This is a genomic window from Streptosporangium sp. NPDC000563 (assembly GCF_040299985.1).
Lineage (GTDB): Bacteria > Actinomycetota > Actinomycetes > Streptosporangiales > Streptosporangiaceae > Streptosporangium.
This window is the reverse complement of the sequence record NZ_JBEPDA010000013.1, coordinates 64,018-80,942: the sequence shown is the minus strand read 5'-3', so window position 1 is coordinate 80,942 and position 16,925 is coordinate 64,018. Positions and strand designations below refer to the sequence as shown.

Annotated in this window: 12 protein-coding genes; 7 read left to right on the top strand and 5 right to left on the bottom strand. The window is 68.1% G+C overall.

Annotation, left to right across the window (positions count from 1 at the left end):
- Nucleotides 1-60 precede the first annotated feature (60 nt).
- Complete coding sequence (locus tag ABT352_RS26090) at nucleotides 61-1,242, bottom strand: epoxide hydrolase family protein (protein ID WP_350947558.1); 1,182 nt, start codon at nucleotides 1,240-1,242, stop codon at nucleotides 61-63.
- Between the two features lie 62 nt (nucleotides 1,243-1,304).
- Here ABT352_RS26090 and ABT352_RS26085 point away from each other — a divergent pair, with 62 nt between their 5' ends.
- The 3 genes from ABT352_RS26085 (at nucleotide 1,305) to pglX (ending at nucleotide 10,846) form a co-directional block, all read left to right on the top strand.
- Nucleotides 1,305-2,258, top strand: coding sequence for a helix-turn-helix transcriptional regulator (locus tag ABT352_RS26085; RefSeq protein WP_350947557.1), 954 nt, complete (start codon nucleotides 1,305-1,307; stop codon nucleotides 2,256-2,258).
- Nucleotides 2,259-2,372: 114 nt separating this feature from the next.
- On the top strand, nucleotides 2,373-6,881 hold the full coding sequence (pglW, locus tag ABT352_RS26080) for a BREX system serine/threonine kinase PglW (protein ID WP_350947556.1): 4,509 nt from the start codon (nucleotides 2,373-2,375) through the stop codon (nucleotides 6,879-6,881).
- The gene (gene pglX / locus ABT352_RS26075) at nucleotides 6,878-10,846 is read left to right on the top strand and encodes a BREX-2 system adenine-specific DNA-methyltransferase PglX (protein ID WP_350947555.1); all 3,969 of its coding nucleotides are present in this window, start codon (nucleotides 6,878-6,880) and stop codon (nucleotides 10,844-10,846) included. Before pglW ends, pglX begins: the two co-directional genes overlap by 4 nt.
- 81 nt (nucleotides 10,847-10,927) lie before the next feature.
- On the opposite strand, the gene ABT352_RS26070 is transcribed toward pglX, so the two are convergent.
- The 3 genes from ABT352_RS26070 to ABT352_RS26060 form a co-directional block, all read right to left on the bottom strand.
- On the bottom strand, nucleotides 10,928-11,140 hold the full coding sequence (locus tag ABT352_RS26070; protein WP_350947554.1) for a DUF397 domain-containing protein: 213 nt from the start codon (nucleotides 11,138-11,140) through the stop codon (nucleotides 10,928-10,930).
- 88 nt (nucleotides 11,141-11,228) lie between these two features.
- Complete coding sequence (locus tag ABT352_RS26065; RefSeq protein WP_350947553.1) at nucleotides 11,229-11,441, bottom strand: DUF397 domain-containing protein; 213 nt, start codon at nucleotides 11,439-11,441, stop codon at nucleotides 11,229-11,231.
- Nucleotides 11,432-12,253, bottom strand: a complete 822-nt coding sequence (locus tag ABT352_RS26060; protein ID WP_350947552.1) for a helix-turn-helix domain-containing protein — start codon at nucleotides 12,251-12,253, stop codon at nucleotides 11,432-11,434. The genes ABT352_RS26065 and ABT352_RS26060 overlap by 10 nt, the downstream gene beginning before the upstream one ends.
- A gap of 484 nt (nucleotides 12,254-12,737) precedes the next feature.
- Here ABT352_RS26060 and ABT352_RS26055 point away from each other — a divergent pair, with 484 nt between their 5' ends.
- The 4 genes from ABT352_RS26055 (at nucleotide 12,738) to ABT352_RS26040 (ending at nucleotide 15,561) form a co-directional block, all read left to right on the top strand.
- The gene (locus ABT352_RS26055; protein ID WP_350947551.1) at nucleotides 12,738-13,172 is read left to right on the top strand and encodes a hypothetical protein; all 435 of its coding nucleotides are present in this window, start codon (nucleotides 12,738-12,740) and stop codon (nucleotides 13,170-13,172) included.
- The gene (locus tag ABT352_RS26050; RefSeq protein ID WP_350947550.1) at nucleotides 13,169-13,894 is read left to right on the top strand and encodes an ATP-binding protein; all 726 of its coding nucleotides are present in this window, start codon (nucleotides 13,169-13,171) and stop codon (nucleotides 13,892-13,894) included. Before ABT352_RS26055 ends, ABT352_RS26050 begins: the two co-directional genes overlap by 4 nt.
- 189 nt (nucleotides 13,895-14,083) lie before the next feature.
- Complete coding sequence (locus ABT352_RS26045; RefSeq protein ID WP_350947549.1) at nucleotides 14,084-14,749, top strand: NUDIX domain-containing protein; 666 nt, start codon at nucleotides 14,084-14,086, stop codon at nucleotides 14,747-14,749.
- A gap of 41 nt (nucleotides 14,750-14,790) precedes the next feature.
- Nucleotides 14,791-15,561 (top strand): SIR2 family protein, encoded by a 771-nt coding sequence (locus tag ABT352_RS26040; protein WP_350947548.1) that lies wholly within the window; start codon nucleotides 14,791-14,793, stop codon nucleotides 15,559-15,561.
- Here the strand turns inward: ABT352_RS26040 and ABT352_RS26035 are convergent.
- A complete protein-coding gene (locus ABT352_RS26035; protein ID WP_350947547.1) occupies nucleotides 15,556-16,782 on the bottom strand; it encodes a radical SAM protein in 1,227 nt (408 codons plus the stop codon). The genes ABT352_RS26040 and ABT352_RS26035 overlap by 6 nt on opposite strands.
- Nucleotides 16,783-16,925: the final 143 nt, after the last annotated feature.

Sequence of the window (16,925 nt, the reverse complement as noted above, 5' to 3'; positions counted from 1 at the left end):
ACGTTCCACGACGTTCCGCTCGCTCGCGGCTCGCAGATCAGCCGGTGGTGTGGGCCGCGTTCACGTCAACGCGCCGTATCGGGAGGAACCGGCCATGACGCGGATCTTCCGGAAGAACGTCCGGACGTCGTCGACCAGCAGGTCGGGGGCCTCCATCGCGGCGAAGTGACCGCCCCGGTCGAACTCCGACCAGTGGATCACGTTGTGCTCGCGTTCGGCGACACGCCGGATCCCGCCGTCGCCGGGGAAGACAGCGACCCCGTGCGCGATCTCCGAACGTTCGACCGGCGTCCCCCACTGTGCCGAGCCCTCCTTGTAGAGCCGGGCGGACGAGGCGGCGGTGCGGGTCAGCCAGTAGATCGTCACGTCGGTGAGCATCTGGTCACGGTCGACCGCCTCCTCGGGCAGGTCGTGCGCGGGGTCGGTCCACTCCTTGAACTTCTCCACGATCCAGGCCAGCTGGGCGGCGGGGGAATCGTGCAGGCCGAAGGCGACGGTCTGCGGCCGGGTGGCCTGAAGGATCGCGTAGCCGGAGCGGTCGTTGTCGGCGTAGAGCATCATGCGGGCCTGCTCGGTCTCGGTAAGGCCCTCCATCTCGGCCGGGTCGAAGGTCGGGAAGCCGAGCGCGCCGTTGACGTGCACGCCGACCACCCGGTCGGGTGCGACGCGGCCGAGCTCGGGGGAGACGACCGAGCCGCTGTCGCCGCCCTGGGCGCCGTAGCGCTCGTATCCGAGGCGGCTCATCAGCTCGGCCCACGCGCGGGCGACCCGGCGCAGGTCCCAGCCGGTCTCACGGGTGGGACCGGAGAAGGCGAAGCCCGGTATGGACGGGGCGACGACGTGGAAGGCGTCGGCGGGGTCGCCGCCGTGGGCGCGAGGGTCGGTGAGCGGGCCGATCACCTTCGTGAACTCGACGATCGAACCGGGCCAGCCGTGGGTGAGGACGAGCGGCAGCGCGTCCGGCTCGGGGGACCGCACGTGCAGGAAGTGGATGTTCTGGCCGTCGATCTCGGTGGTGAACTGCGGGTACTCGTTGAGCGCCGCCTCGTGCTTCCGCCAGTCGTACCCGCTGCGCCAGTACTCGGCCAGTTGCCGTACGTACGAGACCGGGATGCCGTACGACCAGCCGACGCCGGGCAGCTCGTCGGGCCAGAGGGTGCGCGCCAGCCGGTCGTGCAGGTCGTCGAGCGCGGACTGCGGGATATCGATGCGGAACGGAGCGATCTCCGTGGTGAACGTCATGGTGATCACGCTAGGGAGGGGTTAGGACAGGATCGGTCCTAGAAGTACGGCAATCTGGGGGCATGTTGGAGACATCGGCCCGGTTGCTCAGACTGCTCTCGCTCCTGCAGACCCACCGGGAGTGGGCGGGTGCGGAACTGGCGGAGCGGCTCGGCGTGACCACCCGGACCGTCCGCCGTGACGTCGGGCGGCTGCGCGAGCTGGGTTATCCCGTGCACGCCACCGCGGGCGCGCCCGGCTACCGTCTCGGCGCGGGCACGGACCTGCCTCCGCTGCTGCTGGACGACGACGAGGCGGTGGCGGTCGCGGTGGGCCTGCGCACGGCGGCCGGGAGCTCGGTGTCGGGGATCGAGGAGACCTCCGTGCGGGCGCTGGCCAAGCTGGAGCAGGTGCTGCCGTCCCGGCTCCGGCATCGGATACACGCGCTGCGGTCGATGACCGTGCCGATGGGACGGGCGGGTTCGGCGGTGGACCCGGCGTCCCTGAGCGCGATCGCCGCCGCCTGCCGCGACCACGAGACCCTGCGGTTCGACTACCGCACGCACGACGGGCAGGAGAGCGTCCGCGCCGCCGAGCCCTACCGGCTCGTCCATTCGGGACGGCACTGGTATCTGCTGGGCTGGGACACCGGCCGGGCCGGCTGGCGCACCTATCGGATCGACCGCCTGAGCCTGCGGACGCCGAACGGGCCGCGATTCGTGCCTCGCGACCCGCCCGACCCCGACCTGGCGGCCTACATGTCCCGTTCGATCTCCGGAGCGCCCTATCGCTACCAGGGTCGCTTCACGATGCACGCTCCGGCCGAGGTCGTCGCCGAGCACATGCCGGCCACGATGGGGGCGATCGAGCCGATCGACGAGCGGTCCTGCACGGTGTCCAGCGGTGCGAACGACCTCGACGAGCTCGCCGTCTGGGTCGCGCTGATGGACATCGACTTCGAGGTGCACGAGCCGCCCGAGCTCGTCGACCGCATCCGCGCCCTCTCCACCCGCCTCGCCGCCGCCACCCCCACCTGATGGGAATCGGCTCACTGTAAGCAGCCCGTTATCGAAGTCCCCCGGCTCGGCGGGGTCCGCGATCTACCCTGGTGCACAGCCACGCAGACCCCCACTGCCTTGGAGATCCTTGACGTGCTAGAAGGCCGTTGGACCACGATCACGCCTTCCCAGTACCAGCACGAGCGCGAGGCCCTGGAACACGTCCGCTCGGGGCTGCCCGACGCGGAGCCGTACCGTGCCTGGTCGAACTTCACCTTCACCGCCAACACCGGGCACGTCCGCGAGGTCGACCTGTTCGTGGCCGCGCCCGCCGGGCTCTTCCTCATCGAGATCAAGAGCCTGCACGGACGGCTCGGCGCGAGCGGCGCCAACTGGGTGCAGACGACCGGCAACCGCACCCGCTATTTCGACAACCCGCTGCACCTGGCCGACTCCAAGGCCAAGCAGCTCAAGTCGCTGCTGCAGCAGGCCGCCGGACCTCGGGCGCGGGTCCCCTACATCCACGCCGCGGTCTTCCTCTCCGTGCCCTCGCTGGAGGTGGAGCTGCCCGACCAGCACCTCACCGGGGTCTACGGGCCCGAGAACGGCCGGCTACCGAAGATCCTGTCGGACCTGCTCACGGCGGCGCCCCGCGACCAGCGCCGCCGCATCACCCCGGAGATCTCCCGGCCGCTCGGCGGCTGGCTGCGCAAGGTGGGGATCGCCAAGAGCCGCTCCCACCTCCAGGTGGGAGCCTGGGAGCTGGAGCCGCGCCCGTTCGACGCCGGGCCCACCTGGGAAGACCACCTGGCCACGCACCGCGACATCAGCGCCGAGAAACGCCGTATCCGCATCTACCTGGTCGAGCGCAACGCCGACGAGGACATGCGGGCCAGCATGGGCCGGGCGGCCCGCCGCGAGGTGCTGGCCCTGCACGGCATCAGTCACCCGGGCATCGTGCGGGTCGACACCCTGGAGCAGCACGAGATGGGCCCTGCGCTCATCTTCCGGCACGACCCGCGCGCCATGCGCCTGGACCACTACATCGGCGAGTACGGCCCGCGCCTCGACCTGCTCACCCGGCTCAACCTGATCCGCCAGCTCGTCGAGGCGGTGTCGTACGCCCACGGGCGGCATCTGCACCACCGGGCGCTGTCGGCGCGCAGCGTGCTGGTCACGCCGGGCCGCGCTCCCAGGGACGCGCGGGAGCAGGGCTGGCTCAACCCGCAGCTCCAGATCAGCGACTGGCAGACCGCCACCCGAGGTGAGGGCACCGACGGCACGAGTCCGGGGATGAGCTCCAGCAGCCATGTCGGCCAGCACATGGAGGCGTCAGCCCAGGCTTATCTGGCCCCTGAGCTGAACACGCCGAGCCCCGACCCGGTGGCGCTCGACGTGTTCGGCCTGGGCACCCTGTCCTACCTGCTGCTCACCGGTCTGCCTCCGAGCGATCGGCGGGCCGACCTCCTCGCCCGCCTGTCGAAGGAGAACGGCCTGCGCCCCTCGACGGTCGCCGACTCGGTGACCGGGTTCATGGACGAGCTGGTCCAGGCCGCCACCGCGCCGGTTCCCGTACAGCGGCTGACCAGCGTGGCCGAGTTCCTGGAGATGCTGGAGATCGTCGAGGACGAGGCGACCGCCCCCGAGTCGGTCCACCCCGCCGACGAGCAGCCGGGAGACGACCTCGATCCTCTGGAGGCCAGGCAGGGCGACGTGATCGGCGGCGAGTGGCGGGTGGAGAAGCGGCTCGGCACCGGCTCCACCTCCCGCGCTCTGCTGGTGACGAACCTGCGGAGCGAGAAACTGGAAGTGCTCAAGGTCGCCCTGTCGGACGAGAAGGCGGCGAGGCTCGACCACGAGGCGTCGGTGCTGCGCGACCTGCGTGACGACTCGCGCGTCATCAAGCTGGTCCGCCCCGAGCCGATCAGGATCGGCGACCGTACCTGCATCGTGCTGGAACACGCGGGCGAGCACACCGTCGCCCGCAAGATCCGCGAGCAGGGGGCGCTCACCCCGGACGAGCTGGAGACCTACAGCGACTACCTGTTCGGCGCGCTGGACTTCCTGGAGGGCGAGGGCGTCACCCACCGCGACATCAAGCCGGACAACATCGCGATCAGGGTCCGCCCGAACCGTACCCGCCAGCTCGTCCTCTTCGACTTCTCGCTGGCCGGCATCTCGGTCAGGGAGATCGAGGCGGGCACCCCGTACTATCTCGATCCCTTCCTCGGTACGGCGAAGCGGACCGTCTACGACGCGCACGCCGAGCGGTACGCCCTCGCGGTGACCCTGCACCAGATGGCCTCCGGTGAGCTGCCGGCCTGGGGCGACAACGCGACCGAGCCCCGCTACACCGAGGGCCCGCCCACCCTGGCCGCCGAGGCGTTCGACCCGTCCGTCAGGGAGGGGCTGGTCGAGTTCTTCCTGCGGGCGCTGCACCGCGAGGCACGGCAGCGGTTCGAGTCGCTCAAGGACATGCGCAACGCCTGGTTCCAGGTGTTCCGGCGCTCGGACGCGGTGCCGCCGGTGAGTTCCGGGCATCCGGGCGACCTGCCCGCCGAGGAGGTCACCGCGGAGGAGGCGCGGGACGCCGCCGCGCTGGCCGCCACCCGCGCGACCGTGCTGGAGACCGCCGGACTGACCTCCCGTGCGGTGTCGACGGCGCACCGGCTGGGCGCCACCACGGTCGGCGACCTGCTGAGCCTCCCCTCCAAGACCCTGTTCACCCTCCCCGGCCTCGGCGCCAAGACCCGCCAGGAGCTCCAGCGCCGGATCCGTGACTGGCGGACCCGGCTCGACGAGAGCGAGCCGATCACCACCGGCGAGCGGGTCGCCGCCCGCGAGGAGGCCGCCGCACTGGACGGCGACGAGGTGGTGCTCGGCCGGATCGGCCTGGACACCGTCGCCGCCCTGCTCGTCCCCGAACGGCACAGGAACGGCCGCAACGCGGGCGAGGTGGAGGCCATCCGGCTGCTGCTGGGGCTGCCCGACTCCACCGGTGCGCTGCCCGGCCTTCCGCCGTGGCCGCGTCAGGAGGCGGTGGCCACGGCGGTCGCGGTGACCAGGGGCCGGGTCGCCCAGATGCTCACCCGGCAACGCGACCGGTGGCACACGGAACCGGTGATCCGCAGCGTCCGGGACGAGGTGCTGGAGCTTCTCGCCCAGAGTGGCCGGGTGATGGCGGTGGCCGAGCTGGCCGAGGCGGTCCTCGCCGCCCGGGGTTCCAGCCGCACCGATCCGGCGCTGCGCCGGGCGCTCGCCCTGGCCGCCGTACGGGCGGCGGTGGAGATCGACCCGGTCGTGAAGGAGCCCGAGGAGCCCCGGCTGCTGCTCCGCCGCCACGACGACCGGCACGACGACCGCCGCGATGACCGGCACGGTGAACGGGCGGACGAGCGGGCGGGTGACCGGCTGATGGTGGCGCTGGAGGTCGGGGCGGACGACTCCCCCGACACCCCCTCGGCCACGGCACTGCTCGACTACGCCGACGCGCTGGGCGAGGCGGCCGACCGGCTGGCCGCCCAGGAGGTGCTGCCGACCTCGGCGGCGGTCCTTCGCGAGCTGAGGGCGGTACCCGTTCCCGGCCAGGCCCCGGTGCTGGAGGACCGCCGCCTGGTCCAGCTCGCCGCCGCGGCCTCGCTGCGGGCCGCGGCCACCTCCCGGCTGGAGATCTATCCGCGCGACCTGGACCCGGTGCGGGCGCTCCGGCTCACCCAGGCGGGCGTGATACCGCTCGGCGGGGGCGACGGGCATCCCGCGGGGCTCAGGCCCGAGCAGGTACGCGAACGGGTGCGGGCCCGTTTCCCCGCGCTCGCCCCGCTTCCCGGCCATCCGCGCCTGGACACGCTGCTCCGCGACGCCGGTTTCGACGTCCGCTGGCGGGACGGCCGGTACGTCCCGCCGCAGTCGCCCGACTCGGTCTCCGGCACGGTCATCCGGCGCCGGTCCACCCGTACCGGGGCGTCGCGCTGGACGGCGGCCACCCCCGAGCTGGCCGAGGCGCTCCGCACCGAGGAGCGGCTCGCCTCGGCCGGACAGGGCGGCTTCCGCGCGCTGACCGTGGGCCTGACCGGGTACGAGCGGGGCCGCCGTGAGCTGGTCGGCCGCTTCGGCGCCCGGCCGGTGAACGTGACCGGCCTCTTCGTCGCGGCGCTGCACGAGCTGATCGATCCTCGGCCGCTGCCGACGTGGCAGACCGTGCTCGGTGCCGACCTGGCCGAGCCGGGCAGCAGGGGCGCGCTCAAGCTCGCCGAGTACGCCCGCGACGCCTGGGAACTGGTCGCTCCGCGCCTGGACGCGCTGTTGTCGGCCACCCCGTTCCCCGACACCCCGCGTCCGCGGACCTCGAATCCGGATTCCGGACGCCCGGAGACCGGGCACGCGGGTCCTGGGCACCCCGGCTCCGGGCGCGCCGCGGGCCCGCTGTTGCTGCACGACGCCGCGGCCGCCGCCAGGTACGACGGTCTGGGGGTGATCCGGCGCCTCGCCGGTCGGGCGCGGGCCGGCGGGCCGCCGGTCTGGCTGCTCTGCCCGATGACCGACCCGAACCGTTCGCCGAACCTGGACGGGGCGCTGACCCCGGCCCAGCTGCCGAACGAGTGGATCAAGCTGCCCGACGCCTGGGTGGCGAACCAGCACCGAAGTGGAGCGAGAGCGTCGTGATCGACCGCAAGGCACTGCTGGCCGACCTGCAGAAGCAGGTCAGGACGCTGGAGAAGGACCTGCGGGACCAGGTGGAGACCGCCTCGGAGATCGTCGGCACCGACGGCACCGGGCACTCCGGCGGCGGTGCCCGCCACGAAGGCGCAGGGCACGGGGACGCCGATCACGGGGGTGCCGCCGACGGGGACGCCCGGCGGGTCGGCGGTTCGGACGGAGGCCGCACGGCGAGGAGGGTCCGCGACCGGCTGGACGCCGAGTACCGGCTCGCGTTCCGGCTGGGTCGTACGGCGGCGACCTGGGCCGCGTGGCGGGACGAACGGGTCACCCAGGCCGCGGCGGCCTGGGTGCTCGGTACGGTCTTCGTCCGATTCTGCGAGGACAACGGGCTGCTGACCTCGCCCTACCTCGCCGGTCCCTCGCCGGAGCGGATGGTCCTCGCCGAGGAGGCGCAGGAGGAGTTCTTCCGGCTCAACCCCGCCGAGACCGACCGGGGCTGGCTGCTCGCCGCGTTCGCCGAGATCGCGGACTCCCAGGCCGGCGCGCTGCTCTTCGACCGCAGGCACAACCCGCTCTACCAGATCCCGATCTCGCACGACGCGGCCAAGGAGCTGATCGGCTTCTGGCGGCGGCGCGGCGAGGACGGGGTGCTCGTCCACTCCTTCGCCGTCGAGGACTGGGACACCCGCTTCCTCGGCGACCTCTACCAGGACCTGTCCGAGGCGGCACGCAAGACGTACGCGCTGCTGCAGACCCCGGAGTTCGTCGAGGAGTTCATCCTCGACTACACGCTCACCCCGGCGATCGCCGAGTTCGGCCACGACGAGATCCGGATGATCGACCCCACCTGCGGGTCCGGTCACTTCGTGCTGGGCGCCTTCCACCGGCTGCTGGACGAGTGGACCCGGCACGCGCCGATGCGGGACCGGCGCGAGCTGGTACGGCTGGCGCTGCAGGCGGTCCACGGGGTGGACCTCAACCCGTTCGCCATCGCGGTCGCCCGCTTCCGGCTGTTCATCGCGGCACTGCGGGCCTCGGGCTTCACCACGCTGGCCGAGGCGAGAAACTACGAGTTCCCGCTGAACCTCGCCATCGGCGACTCGTTGATCAAGGCCCGGCAGCTCGCGCTGCCCACCATGGAGTCCGACGCCGCGATCCTGCACGGGGTCAGCGAACAGGGCAGGCTCTTCGCCGCAGCCAACGAACAGGGCGACCTTTTCTCGCAGACCTACGAGGAAGAGGTCGCCGACCTCCCGAGAGACGAACTGGCCGAGTTCGCATATGCCACTGAGGATGTCCACGAATTCCCGGGCATTTTAAGGGAAGGCAGCTATCACGTGGTCGTAGGCAATCCACCTTACATTACCGTTAAAGATCAAAATATAAAAAAAATATATCGCGACCTCTACCGCGATGTCTGCGTAGGCCAATATGCACTTTCGGCACCCTTTGCTTGGCGATTTTTCGAATTAGCCAAACGTGCCAGCGAAAGCGATGCACGAGGTGCGGGACATGTTGGGCAGATAACGGCCAACTCTTTCATGAAGCGCGAGTTCGGCAAGCAGCTAGTAGAAAAATTCTTCGCACACAAAACAGAATTCACCCACATCATCGACACCTCCGGCGCATATATTCCAGGACACGGAACTCCGACAGTAATTCTAATTGGCAAACCTAAGGACCGGAAACGCAACGCAACGGTCCGCCTAGCAATGGGGATCAGAGGTGAACCAAGACCTCCTCTAGCTCCAGAAAAAGGGAAAGTATGGAGCGCCATTCTTGCCCAGCTGAACATTCCCAACTCTGAAAGCGAATGGCTTAGCGTTGCAGATATTCCCCGATCACGTATGGCTACTCACCCATGGAGCCTTAGCGGCGGCGGTGCCATAGATCTCAAAACGTTAGTCGAAAAAAACAGCAGGGATCGCTTGGGGGATCGCGCTACCGCCTTAGGGTTCATGGCAGTCACTCGCGAAGACGACGCATACTACCTAGACCGATCCACTGCCCGGCGATTTTGCCTTCCAGGCTCAGACTTAGCCGTCCTCAGCGACGGAGCGTCGATAAGGGACTGGTTAATTACGTCCGACACATTTAGCATATTCCCATACACAGCTGATGGCTCAAGCAGCAACACATCGCCGAGAGCACTTCGCCACCTATGGTATTATCGGCGCCTTCTGATTAACCGCCGCGCGTTATCCGGAACCCAAGAAGAGCGCGGCCTTACATGGTATGAGTACTCAGACTTTCACCCAGGCCGTTGGGCTGCGCCATGGCGCCTAGCTCTTGCTGAAGTCGCCACTCACCCCCACTTCTCTCTCGATAGAGGGGGGACAGTTTTCACACAAACAGCCCCCATAATTGTGTTTTCCAACAAAGAAAACGAAGACAACCACCTAGAAATTGTCGCCCTCTTAAATAGCTCCCTTTCTTGCTTCTGGCTTAAGCAGGTTTGCCACAATAAAGGCGGTCAAGGAATAAACGAAGGATTCAAGTCTCAGGAATGGGAAAGATTCTATCAATTCAACAGCACAAAGGTTGGCCAGTTACCGCTGCCAGCAAATTTTCCACTGGAGCGGAGCCGAGGACTGGATACGCTAGCAAGGAAAATTTCCTTGGTGAGTCCGAGCAGCGTAGCGGCAGAAGGTATACCAACGCGGGAGCGCTCAAAGGCCACACGAACGGAGTGGCATTCAATCCGAGCGCAGATGATTGCCCATCAAGAGGAGTTGGACTGGGAGGTCTACTCGCTCTATGGGTTGCTGGATGACGAGATGACCGCTCCGGCGGAGGTCGTGCCGGAGTTGAAGCTTGGGGAACGTGCCTTTGAGATCGTGCTGGCGCGGAAGATGGCGCGGGGGGAGGCAGAGACGCAGTGGTTCGTGCGGCATGGTTCGACACCGATCACCGAGTTGCCCGAGCACTGGTCGGCCGAGTACAAGGCCGTGGTGGAGAAGCGGATCGCGCTGATCGAGACGGATCGGAACATCGGGCTGATCGAGCGGCCCGAGTGCAAGCGCCGCTGGGCCACCGAGGGGTGGGACTCCCTCCAGGCGAAGGCCCTGCGCAACTGGCTGCTGGATCGGTGTGAGGCGCGGGAGCTCTGGTTTCATTACCTGGACGGGATGGAGCAGCCTCGGATGCTCAGCACCGCACAGCTCGCCGACCTGCTTAGGCCCGATGAGGACTTCGTCTCGGTCGCCGAGCTGTACGCCCCCGGCAAGGACCTGGAGAAGGTGGTCGCCGAGCTGGTCGCCGACGAGCACGTTCCCTACCTCGCGCAGCTCCGCTACAAGGACTCCGGCCTGAGCAAGCGCGCCGACTGGGAGGACGTCTGGGACCGGCAGCGCCAGGAGGACGCGGCCCAGGCCGTCGCGGACGCGGCCAGGCAGGCGGCCGAGCGGCAGCGGAAGATCGCCGACGACCTGGAAGACGCTGAGGAGCGTAAGCGGGCCTACGCCGAGTGGACCACGCTCAACGCCGAGCAGGTCAGGGCCGAGGCGGAGGTGAAGAGAATCCGGGACGCGATTCCGGTGCCGCCGAAGTACGGTTCGGGTGACTTCCTCAAGGTCTCGTACTGGCGCAACCGCGGCAAGCTCGACGTGCCGAAGGAGCGGTTCATCTCCTATCCGCACGCGGGCCGCGACGGTGACCCGGCGCTGGTGCTCGGCTGGGCCGGCTGGGACCACAAGGAGCAGGCTCAGGCTCTCGCCACCGTCATCGTCGACCGGGAGCAGAACCACGGCTGGGACGCCGACCGGCTGACCCCGCTGCTCGCCGGGCTCCGCGAGGTGCTGCCCTGGGTCCGCCAGTGGCACGACGAGTTCGACTACGTCTACGGCGCCAGCCCCGCCGACATCTACGAAGGCTTCCTCTCCCAGACCCGCGACCGCCTGCACCTCGGCGACAACGACCTCACCACCTGGCGCCCCCCGAAGACGACCCGCCCCCGCAAGCAACCCTGACCAGGCTCACGGGAGATGAGACATCGGTGCCTCTCGTCCGTCGACCACGGCCGAGAGCCCTCCCGTGTTCCGCAGGCGTAGCTAGAAGTCGAACTCGCCCTTCTTGGCCCCGTCCACGAAGGCGTCCCACACGCTCGCACTCACCACAAACGGCGCCCGCTCGGGAGCCTCGGTGTCCCGCAACCCCACCCGACCACCCGACAACGGAGCCACCTCAAGACAGTCACCCTGGTCGGGACCGCTCTTGGTGGCCTTACGCCAGGCCGCGCTCTTCAGCTCATCACTCAGGTCCACGATCTCTCCGCCTCTCCACTGCGGATAACGGTGCACGGGGAAGCTCCCAGCAACGACCGGAAGCTTCCCCTGCGGCAGGGAGCGAGGGTCAGAAGTCGAACTCGCCCTTCTTGGCCCCGTCCACGAAGGCGTCCCACACGCTCGCACTCACCACGAACGGCGCCTGCCCCGGAGCCTCGGTGTCACGAAGCCCTACCCGACCACCCGACAACGGAGCCACCTCCAGGCAGTCACCCTGGTTGGCTCCGCTCTTGGTGGCCTTGCGCCAGGCCGCGCTCTTCAGCTCATCACTCAGGTCCACAGTTTCTCCACCTCTCTGATCAACTCGATGGACATGTGCCGAGGCTGCGCCTCAGCTCGCAGAGTGTCGTACTTGCTATGGATAGCTTCGACGTCTTCCGGACGGCTTGTCACGTGTCCGTGAATTATGGACTCGATATAGACGTTATCTGGGCTTCCCGGAATCTGTGCGATAACGAAACCGCCAAGAAGTCCTGTCATCACCCCCAGCTTCAAGGGGATGATCTGGACGCCGACTCGCGGGGACTCTACCGCCTCCATGAGGCGTTCGAGTTGCCGACGCATGATTTCCTTGCTGCCGACCAGACGATGCAGAACGCCCTCGTCCAGCACCGCGCGGAACAGCGGCGGGGTGTCGCGAGCGAAGATCTCCTGCCGCTCCATTCGGGCCGCGACAGCCTTTTCCGTTTGCTTGTCGGTTATGCCAGGCTCGCTCCGGATAACTGCTCGCGCGTATTCCTCGGTCTGCAGCAGGCCCGGAACGAGAAGCGGCTGCCAGGTGTGCAGGGAATGCGCCTCCTGCTCGATGTCCAGCCACCCACGGAACCACCGGGGGCTCGCCGAGCGGGTGACGTGCTCCCAGAGTCGGACGAGCTCCCCACCCGCGCCCACGGCCTCGTCGTAGTGCTCCATGAAGCTCCGACCTGCTCTGCGCTGCCCTCGCTCGGTGAAGCCGATCAGGCTCGCGCTGAAAGGGATGACCTCCGCCAGGCGATCTATGGAGATGCCAGTCCTCTTTCGGTGTTTGCGGAGTTCGGCCCCCAGAAGGACCAAAGGCTTTACTGAAGGGTCGGGTTCATAGAAAGCGGACATTTCGGCTCCGTCCTGTGGGGGCGCTACTCCGGCAACACAAAAAAAACACAGCTCACTACAAAGTGTCCTGGTGGTGTGCGTGGAGTTTCGATACCCAACGTAGTCGGTCGAGGGCACCCTGTGAAGGGAACGGAAGGTGCGAGAAAACCATCCGATAAGCCCGCTTACCACATGCAAAGAAAGGCCACACCAAACCCGTCGCCAAAATAGTTGGCTATGTCCGGAAAAAGGAGCGGGAAAAGCCGCCGAGGTGTCGGATCATGCGACATCGACAGGTAGTTCAGGCATCCGCCGGATACAGACCTGTCACCACTCGGCAAGCCCTGGTCGGACGGCCGGAAGTCACCTGACGCAGGCACGACCACCCGGACGGCGCCGCTCCCGCCCCGGAAACGCAGTCCTCACCCCAGAAACGAAAGCGGGACCCGCCACGGCATCGCAGGCCGGGACGAGCCCCTCGACCGGACACCGGAGGTCCGATCTGATGCATCACCCTAGAGGAAACCCCCGCCCCATCAGGGTCCGTTGGCACGCCGACCGGCCGCCGATGCCGCTCGGTTGCCGCTGGTGCGGTCATCCCCCGTACGCGCACGAGGCCGCCAGCCTGCCGCACCGCGCCCGCCACCACTGGGAGCAGCCCACCCCCGCCCAGGTCCACGCCAGGATGACCACCCGCCGCCGCCTCGGCCTTTCCGGTCGTCCGCCGGTCGCGACGCCCGTCCGGTCGATCCCCGCTCCCCCTCCCGTCGTTTCCCCGGCGCGGCTCCCGGAGGTCTCCCCCGGCCGGCACCGGCGCCCTGAGCAGGCCGGGGTCACGGCCGGGGTCGCGGTCACCACCGTGCCGTACCGGCGAGGACGGCCGCCGGGTTCCCGTACCCCCGGCAAGCACACCCCGTACCGGCAGGGGGCGACGGCATGAACGGACGCGAGCCAGAGCCACAGCCCCGGCAGGGCGGGCGGCACCGGCGCGGGACCGTCACCGAGCGGGTCTGCTCCCTGCCCTGGGACCCGGCGGAACGCGCCGCCGCCGAGCAGCTGGACCAGATCGAGCCCGCCTGGATCGTCTGGTACGGCACCGGCACCCGGCACTTCCACGCCGTCGCCGTCTGGCCCGCCGCCGAACCCCTGATCGTGCGGGCCCGCACCGCCGACGAGCTACGCGACCTGATGCGCGAGGCCGAACGCAGCACACCGCCACCCCGAGGAGGGACCATGCCCGTGAGCCCCGACACACCGCACCCCACGGACGACCCGCGCGCCGTCTACTGGGACCTGCCGCACGACCTGCCGATCGTCGGCAAGGCCCGCGCCATGGTGAGCGAGACCCTCACCGCCTGGGCACTGCACCACCTCACCGACGACGCCGTCCTGGTGGCCGGCGAACTGCTCGCCAACGCGATCGTCCACGGCGAGCCCGTGGTCAGGCTCTCCCTGTGGGCCGACGCCGACGAGTTCCAGGTCCAGGTCACCGACCGTGGCCCCGGACAGCCGCGTCACCTCACCCTGGATCCCGAGTCCCTGCACGGCCGCGGGCTCGCCATCGTCAGGGCTCTGGCCCACGACACCGGCGTCACCCCCCTCCCCGACCGCCCCGGCAAAACCGTCTGGGCCCGCTGGCGTCTCTCCGTCGGCGACCGCTGAGAGCGCAGCCCCGAGCCCGAACGACCTCCGCCCGCCCGGCCGCGGCCCACCGGGGCCGATCGCGGTCACGCACCCCCGAGCGGAGAGGCGTACGAATACCGATCGACACATAAGACATCTCTACCTATCAACCGATAAATGCGACAGCGCTTGATCTCACGCAACGAGGCCATGATGTATCATCGGCCGATGACCGAAACGGTTGATCTTGTAAATGGCGAAGGGCACGTGGTCAAGCGAGCAGTTCCGCGCCAGGACGCCGGTCGTTACGAAGGTCTTTATCTGTCGATTGTCATCGTGGTCATATTCAACGGAATCGGGCAGATACTCATTCATCGACGCTCCCTGTCCAAGGATGTCAATCCGGGGGACATCGACCATGTCTGCGGTGCGGTGGTCTCCGGAGAAACCCCTCACCAGGCCGCACATCGGGAGACCCGCGAAGAACTCGGGGTCTCACTGCACAACCTTCACGTGCTGCACCGGGGAATCAATCCGTACGACCGTTACCGATATCTGTTCACAGGCGAGACGGACGAGAGTCCGCGTCGAGACGAAATAGATCCGGCGGAGGTCGATTGGGTGGGTTATGAGCATCCGGCGGCGCTCATCGCCAAACGCGAGTCGGGCGAGCTCACCTTCATCGACGGTTTCTTCGACGATCTGGACGTCGCGCTGCGATTCTTCGCCGAGCGCCGTGCCCCACAGGCCGTTCCCGTGCCCGGAGCGCTCGACTCCCGTCCGCCTTCCTCCGTTCGGACGCGTGACCGTGCGGCACAGTGGGGGGCGCCGGACGTCACGGTCCCGTCGATCGTTCACGACCGCCTCCACAACGATGTGTTCACCGGTCGTTGAAGGACCGTCTGCTCGAAGGGGCGGCTGACTACACTTGGGCCGTGCTCCCGCCCATCCCGTTGGAACTCGTCGAATCGGTCCAGAGCGGGGATGTGGTCGCTTTCTGTGGTGCGGGACTTTCCGCCCTCGGCGGCCTGCCCACCGGATCCCAGCTGGCACGTGCCCTCGCCTCCCGCCTGGACGATTTCGACGGCAACCCCGACGATCTGACGGAGGTCTCCACCACCTACTCCGCCCTGCGGGGAAGGCACGCTCTCCTGTCATTTCTTCTCGATCGTGTCGAGCATGTGCCGGCCGCCCCCACCGACACGCATCGCACGCTGTGCGGGCAGCCGTTCGCCGCCTTCGTCTCCACGAACTGGGATCATTTCATCGAGCAGTCGCTCAGTTCACTGGGCATCGCGCACAGCGTGGTCGTCACCGACGGCGAGTTGCCCTTCATCCGTTCCGGGTCGGTGCCGGTGCTGAAGATCCACGGGACGCCGGCCCGGCCGGACACGATCGTGGTCACCGATCGCGACTACTACGACCTGTTCTCCGTCCAGCCGGGAATCGCATCGGTGCTCAACGGCTATTTCGCCACGAAGACGCTGCTGTTCCTGGGCTACGGACTGAACGACCCCGATTTCAAGCGGCTTTACTACACGCTCGGCCGCCGCTTCGGCCCGCTGCAGCGGCGCGCCTACGCGGTTCAGTTGCGTCCGGCGGCGACGGCCGTGAGCGTCTGGCGCGAGCAGCGACTCGACGTCATCGACCAGGACGTGAAGGAGTTCGCCGTCGAGCTCGCCAGGGCGACCGGGCTGCCGTCATAGGGCGGACCCCGCGGAGTTTCGTGGCACGTCGGCGGGGTGAAGGAACGCGGACACGGCGTTGGTCAGCATGAAGGCGTCCTCGGAAAGCGCGATCATGCCCGTCCGCTCCTCCAGCACTCCTGACCGGCAGAGACGGCGCGTCTTGTCCCGAAGCTCCCCGAGCCGGAGGCTCTCCACGGCATCCGCCTCCACCAGGGGCACAGGCGTCCCCGAGCGGAGCCCCACGATGATCCGGCGGATCTCGACATCCTCGGCCGTCAGCCGGAACACCGTGTTCAACCGATCGTCGATCTCCGTCCAGGAGACGTGCGGCGCCGACAACACCCGTTTGTAGCCGTCGACATCCCGTCCGCGCTGGACGAACCCGCCCGGCAGGAAGGAGTAACTGCCCGAGCCGAAGCCCAGATGGCGAAACTCCCTGCACCTGTGCACCGTCCAGCGGTGCCGGTGCTCCTCGCCGCGGACGAACGTGGTCCCCGCCCCCGGAACGTAGCCCATGCCGTAGAGCCCCCGCTGGATCGTCCAGAGTGCTTCGATCACCGCGTCAGCACTCGGCATCTCATGCGGCCTGCGCCGCAGCACGGGGATCTCCTCCACGTCCCACAGCTGGTAGACGCTCACACTCGGAAGTGAGAACCCCAGCTCCCGAAGATCGTGGACAGCCTCCAGGATCTCCACGGCCTGGCCCGCCACCGTGCACTCCTCCCGCGGGTAGCCCAGGATGAAGTCGACGTTGTAGCTGGGAAGAAGGCAGTCCGCGGCCCTCAGCAGCTCGATGACCGCCCGCTTCGTGCTACCGCGCCCCATTCTTCGCAGCGCATGGTCTCTCCACGCCTGTATGCCGACGCTGATCCGGGTAATGGGCAGGCGGGTCCGCGTGGCGAGTGCCCCCAGGAACGAGGTCCAGTAGGCGGCATCACGACCGGCGTCGGGAGCGCACTCGATCGTGGCCTCCACCGGCACGCCCTGCGGCGCGAACACGGCGACCCGGTCAAGGAGCCTGTTCAGCTGCTCGATCCGCAGAACACTCGGCGTCCCGCCTCCGATGTAGAGGGTGGACATCCGCGGAGACCCCAGAATCCCAAGGTGGTCACCGAACTCCCCCAATTCCCTGAGCAGCGCCGAAAGATAGCTCTCCAGCTCCCCGTCGTCACGAAGGAGGCTCCTGTGCAGACTGCAGAAATTGCAGTTGATCCGGCAGAAGGGAATATGTAGATACATGCTGAAGTCGGCGAACTCACCGATGACGTGGCGGTCAAGGCCCCCCGGAACGCTCAGTTTGCGAGCGAAATAGGGAGGAGGGTAGGTGTAGGTGAAATTGTGGAGCGACGGAGTGACGGCCGATGAGATTTCGCGCAGTTGAT

Excerpts from the sequence above, each read along its gene's own strand:
- ABT352_RS26060 (WP_350947552.1), bottom strand. The coding sequence starts at position 12,253 with ATGTCCGCTTTCTATGAACCCGACCCTTCAGTAAAGCCTTTGGTCCTT.
- ABT352_RS26090 (WP_350947558.1), bottom strand. The coding sequence starts at position 1,242 with ATGACGTTCACCACGGAGATCGCTCCGTTCCGCATCGATATCCCGCAG.
- ABT352_RS26035 (WP_350947547.1), bottom strand. The coding sequence starts at position 16,782 with ATGTATCTACATATTCCCTTCTGCCGGATCAACTGCAATTTCTGCAGT.
- ABT352_RS26045 (WP_350947549.1), top strand. The coding sequence starts at position 14,084 with ATGACCGAAACGGTTGATCTTGTAAATGGCGAAGGGCACGTGGTCAAG.
- ABT352_RS26085 (WP_350947557.1), top strand. The coding sequence starts at position 1,305 with ATGTTGGAGACATCGGCCCGGTTGCTCAGACTGCTCTCGCTCCTGCAG.
- ABT352_RS26055 (WP_350947551.1), top strand. The coding sequence starts at position 12,738 with ATGCATCACCCTAGAGGAAACCCCCGCCCCATCAGGGTCCGTTGGCAC.
- ABT352_RS26050 (WP_350947550.1), top strand. The coding sequence starts at position 13,169 with ATGAACGGACGCGAGCCAGAGCCACAGCCCCGGCAGGGCGGGCGGCAC.